General features: G+C 75.1%; 5 protein-coding genes. 2 read left to right on the top strand and 3 right to left on the bottom strand.

Going from position 1 to position 4,617, the window contains the following annotated elements; genetic code table 11:
- Nucleotides 1–21: 21 nt before the first annotated feature.
- Nucleotides 22–1,020: a hypothetical protein gene (locus GT045_RS35285; RefSeq protein WP_161336712.1), complete on the bottom strand. Its 999-nt coding sequence runs from the start codon at nucleotides 1,018–1,020 to the stop codon at nucleotides 22–24.
- A gap of 234 nt (nucleotides 1,021–1,254) precedes the next feature.
- Here GT045_RS35285 and GT045_RS35280 point away from each other — a divergent pair, with 234 nt between their 5' ends.
- Both GT045_RS35280 and GT045_RS35275 read left to right on the top strand, forming a co-directional pair.
- Nucleotides 1,255–1,863: a hypothetical protein gene (locus GT045_RS35280; RefSeq protein ID WP_161336711.1), complete on the top strand. Its 609-nt coding sequence runs from the start codon at nucleotides 1,255–1,257 to the stop codon at nucleotides 1,861–1,863.
- Between the two features lie 145 nt (nucleotides 1,864–2,008).
- The gene (locus GT045_RS35275; protein ID WP_161290996.1) at nucleotides 2,009–2,656 is read left to right on the top strand and encodes a class F sortase; all 648 of its coding nucleotides are present in this window, start codon (nucleotides 2,009–2,011) and stop codon (nucleotides 2,654–2,656) included.
- Between the two features lie 94 nt (nucleotides 2,657–2,750).
- Here GT045_RS35275 and GT045_RS35270 read toward each other — a convergent pair whose 3' ends face one another.
- Nucleotides 2,751–3,917, bottom strand: a complete 1,167-nt coding sequence (locus GT045_RS35270) for a GDSL-type esterase/lipase family protein (RefSeq protein WP_161336710.1) — start codon at nucleotides 3,915–3,917, stop codon at nucleotides 2,751–2,753.
- Nucleotides 3,918–3,944: 27 nt separating this feature from the next.
- Nucleotides 3,945–4,517 (bottom strand): TetR/AcrR family transcriptional regulator, encoded by a 573-nt coding sequence (locus tag GT045_RS35265; RefSeq protein ID WP_161291000.1) that lies wholly within the window; start codon nucleotides 4,515–4,517, stop codon nucleotides 3,945–3,947.
- Between the last annotated feature and the right edge of the window lie 100 nt (nucleotides 4,518–4,617).

Raw genomic sequence — 4,617 nt, 5'->3', positions numbered from 1 at the left:
CCGCCCCGGCGGCCGCGGCGCTCACTTCGCGCCGACCCGGACGCGGCCGACGGCGTTGCCCAGCAGTTCGGTGAACCACAACGCACGGCCGGGACCGGAGGTCAGGCCGAGGGGGACCTTCTCGGCGCCGTCCGGCACCGGGAAGGTGGTGACCGTGCCGGTCGCGGTGATCCGCCCGATCCGGCCGGCCTGGTCGGCGTACCAGACGTGACCGTCCGGCCCGCGCGTGATGCCGCCCGGCAGGCTGTCCGCGCCGGGCAGCGGGAAGCGGGTGAGGTGCCCGGTGTAGTCGATCCGGTAGGCCGCGTGCTCGCCCGACGCGGTGAGCCACATGCCCCCCGGCCCGGCGGTGATACCGCCCGGGAAGCCGGCCCCGCCCGGCAGCGGGAACTCGGTGATCCGCCCGGCGGGGGTGATCCGTCCTACCTTGCCGCCGGCCAGCTCGGTGAACCACAGGGCGCCGTCCCCGCCCGCCGCGATGGAGTGGGGCGAGGCGTCCTCGGTGGGCACCGGATACTCGGTGATCCGGCCCGCGGCCGTGATCCGGCCGATCCGGTTGCCCGTCGCCTCGGTGAACCACAGGGCCTGGTCCGGGCCGAGCGCGAGCCCGGCCGGCCCGCCGCCGGCCTTCGGCAGCGGGAACTCGGTGAGCCGGCCGGAGGGCGTGACGCGGCCGATCCGCCCGGCGTCGGTCTCGGTGAACCACAGGGCGCGGTCCGGCCCCTGGACGATCTCGGCCGGCCCGGTGTCCGGGCCGGAGGTCGGGAAGTCGGTGACCGCGCCGTCGGCCGTCATCCGCCCGATGCGTCCGGCGCCGTGCTCGGCGAACCACAGCGCGCCGTCCGGGCCGCCGGTGATGCCCGCGGGGGCCGCCCCGGCCGTCGTGGTGACCGGGTACTCCGCCACCGTCTCCGTCCCCGCCCGGGCCGGTACGGCGACGGCGGCGACGGCGGCCAGAGCACCGGCCCACGCGGCGAGCGGCCGCCGGGCCCGTGGTCCGCAGAGGGCGTTCGCGGGCATGAGCACTCCTCGGGGACGGCCCGGTCACCCGGGCGGGCGCACGGCGGCACCGGCGATTGACCCGGACGGGGGGTCGCGAAGCGGGCGCGCTGGGGCAGACGGGTGGCGTGGTGACACGGCTGGGCGGCCCGGATGGTGGGAGCCGGGGCCCTCACTGACGGTGGTTCATGTCGAGGCCGGGTCCATCCAGCTGATGAGGTATCCGCTGCCCGGTCACGGCGGAAGGACATCACTATGCGCTCTGCCCGCACGCTTCTGGCGACGGCGGCAGCCACGGCCGCCCTCGCCTTCGCGACGCCCGGCGTCGCGTTCGCAGTTCCGGCCGAGCACGACGGCGGCCGTGACGACTCCGCGTACAGCAAGGACGACAGCGACTCCGGCCGCGACAAGGGATCCGACAGCGACAAGGGATCGGACAGTGACTCCGACAAGGACTACGGCAACAAGCGCGGCGGCGGGGGTGAACACGACGGCCCGCGCGGCGGAATGCACACGGGTGGCGGAGCACTCGCCGCGGTGAACAGCGGCGACTGGGGATCGGGCGAGGACGACAGCCGGTTCGATCCCGAGAGCTACCGGGACAAGGGCGGCGACGACGGCGGCGGCGGCGAGGACCGCGGCGAGAAGAGCGGCAAGGGGGACAAGGGCGGCAAGAGCGAGTGGGGCGGTGGCGGCGGAGACGACGAGGAGGGAGGCCGCGACAAGCCGCGCGGTGGCATGCACACCGGCGGCGGCGCGCTCGCCACGCCCGGTGTCACCGCGGGCGGTCTCGCCGTGCTGGCCGTAGGCGCCACCGGTGCCTACGCGCTGCGCCGCAAGAAGGCCACCGCGCCGGCGTCCTGACGGGCCACCACGTGCAGGGGCTGCGGACGCCGCCGGGGCGCCGGCCGTGCCGGCGGCCCGCGCCCCCTGCGCCCCGGGACGCCGGTCCCGCGTGTTCCTCCCTGCTCCGATCCCTGTGCTGCCGTGACCGAGTGAGGTGGTTCCGATGGCAGCGGATTCCCCCACCACGCCGACGGCCTCCGGTCGCGGCGGGCGGCTGACCCTGTGGGGCGTGGCGGCCGTCTTCCTGGCCGTCACCATGTTCGGCAACCATCAGCAGCCGGACGAAGCGCCGGGTGCGCCCCGGGCCTCGGGCGCCGGCGCCGCCGCGTCGTCCGATCCGCAGGAGAGCGGCGACGCGCTGTCGCGGTCCGCGCCGACCCGCCTGCACATCCCCAAGATCGCCGTGGACGCCCCCTTCACGACCCTGTCCATCGGCTCCTCGGGGCAGTTGCAGCCCCCGCCCGCCGCCGACACCAATCTCGTCGGCTGGTACGCCGACGGCGCTTCGCCCGGCGAGGCGGGCACGGCGATCATCGCCGGGCACGTCGACACGGTGACCTCCGCGGCCGTCTTCGCCAACCTCGACGAGCTGGAGCCCGGCGACCGGTTCTCCGTGGAGCGGGCCGACGGACGCACCGCGGAGTTCGTGGTGGACGACGCCGAGACCTTCGCCAAGGACGACTTCCCCAGCGACCGGGTGTACGCGGACACCTCGCGCCCCGAGGTCCGGCTCATCACCTGTGCCGGGGACTACGACCACGACGTGCGCGACTACACCGACAACCTGGTGGTCTTCGCCCACCTGGAGTGAGCCGGCCGCCCCGGTCAGGGTGCTGCGGTGCGGGTCAGGGTGCTGCGGTGCCGACGAGGGTTCTGCGGTGCCGGTGAGTGCGCCGTGGCGCCGGTCAGGCGGCGCCGTCCGAGAAGGGGCCGCCGTCGGCGAACGCCAGCGCCGCGAACCGTTCGCCGATCCGGCGGTGTCCGGCGGTGTCCGGGTGGAGGCCGTCGGGCAGCGGCAGCTCGGCGAAGTCGGCTTCGCCGTACAACTCCCGGCCGTCGAGGTGGTGCAGGGCCGGGTCCCCGGCCGCCCGTTCGCGCACGATCCGGGCCAGTTCCTCCCGGACGACCCCCAGCGTGAGCTTCCCGGCCGCCCGCTCGGCCGGATCCCCGGTGGCCCGGTAGCCCACGCGGCCCTCGCCCAGCGCGGTCAGGTCCATGGCGGTGGGACCGGGGGTGTCCTCGTGCATCGGGCACAGCACCGGCGAGACGACGAGCAGCGGGACGTCGGGGTGACCCTCGCGAACGGTGTCGAGGAAGCCGTGCACGGCCGGGCCGAAGGCGCGCAGCCGCATCAGGTCGGTGTTGACCAGGTTGAGGCCGAGCTTGACGCTGATCAGGTCGGCGGGTGTGTCGCGCAGCGCCCTGGCGGTGAACGGGTCGAGCAGCGCACTGCCGCCCAGCCCGAGGTTGATCAGTTCCACTCCGCCCAGGGAGGCGGCGAGCGCGAGCCAGGTGGTGGTCGGCGTCGCCGCGTCGGAGCCGTGGCTGACCGAACTGCCGTGGTGCAGCCACACCCTGCGGCCCCGGTCCGGCACGGGCTCGACGGGGGCGTCGGCGCGCAGGGCGACGAGTTCGGTGGTCTCGTTGTGCGGCAGCCAGATCTCGACGTCCTTGACGGTGTCCGGCAGACCGGTGAAGCGCACGGTGCCGACCGGGCCGGCCCGGTGCTCGGCCGAGCCGGTGGCCAGGTCGATGGTGAGGGTGCTGCCCTCGGTGAGGGAGGCGCTGCCGGCCGGGCGCCCGTCGACGAGCAGCTCGTACACGCCGTCCGGGCGGGGCGGCACACCGGGGTAGACCCGCTTGGTCGGCAGGGCGTCCAGTTCGACGGCGGTGGCGCGGGTCCGGAAGACCACTCGCACGCCGGCCGGCTGGGACTCCACCAGGGCCAGCTGCGGGTCGGTGCACTGGGCGCGGGCCCGCGCGGGCAGCCGGTGCGGCAGTAGTCCGTGCGCCGTGCGCTCCAGTTCGAGGGCGCCGCGTACCAGGTCGGCGGTGAGGGGGATCGTGTACATCGTGTCTGCCTGCGTTTCCGGGGTGTCTCAGGGGTGGGCGGGCCAGTTGCGCAGCAGGGAGTCGAGGGCGTCGAGGATCCGCGTCCACGACTCCTGGGAGTCGGGCGCGCTGTGGCTGAAGCCGCCGGCCGCCTCCAGGCTCACGTAGCCGTGGAAGACGCTGCCGAGGAGGCGGACGGCGTGGGTCTGGTCCGGCTCGGACAGGTCGTAGCCGCGCAGGATCGCCCGGGTCAGCTGGGCGATCCGCACTCCCGCGCTGCCCGAGGCCGTCTCGGCGTCCAGCGGGTGGCGGGCCGCCGTGTAACGGCCGGGGTGTGCGCGGGCGTAGTCCCGGTAGACGTTCGCGAAGGCGCCGAGGGCGTCCTTGCCGGACCGGCCGGCCAGTGCCTCGGCGGCCCGGTCGGCCAGCTCCGCCAGAGCGAGCAGCGCGATCCGCGTCTTCAGGTCCTGGGAGCTGCGCAGATGCGAGTACAGGCTCGCCACCTTGACGTCGAACCGCCGGGCCAGCGCGGAGGCCGTGACCTGTTCGAAGCCGACCTCGTCGGCCAGTTCCGCACCGGCCCGCACCAGGCGGTCGGCGGTCAGTCCCGCACGCACCATGCTGCTCTCCCCCCTGCCATAACTGATTATGGAGGTGCCTAAAGGCTTTAGGCAAGTGGGAGGGCGGCCCGGTGGCCCCCCCGGCCGGCGGGGCCGGGCC

Source organism: Streptomyces sp. SID486 (assembly GCF_009865385.1).
Classification (GTDB): domain Bacteria; phylum Actinomycetota; class Actinomycetes; order Streptomycetales; family Streptomycetaceae; genus Streptomyces.
This window is presented reverse-complemented; position numbering and strand designations above follow the sequence as displayed.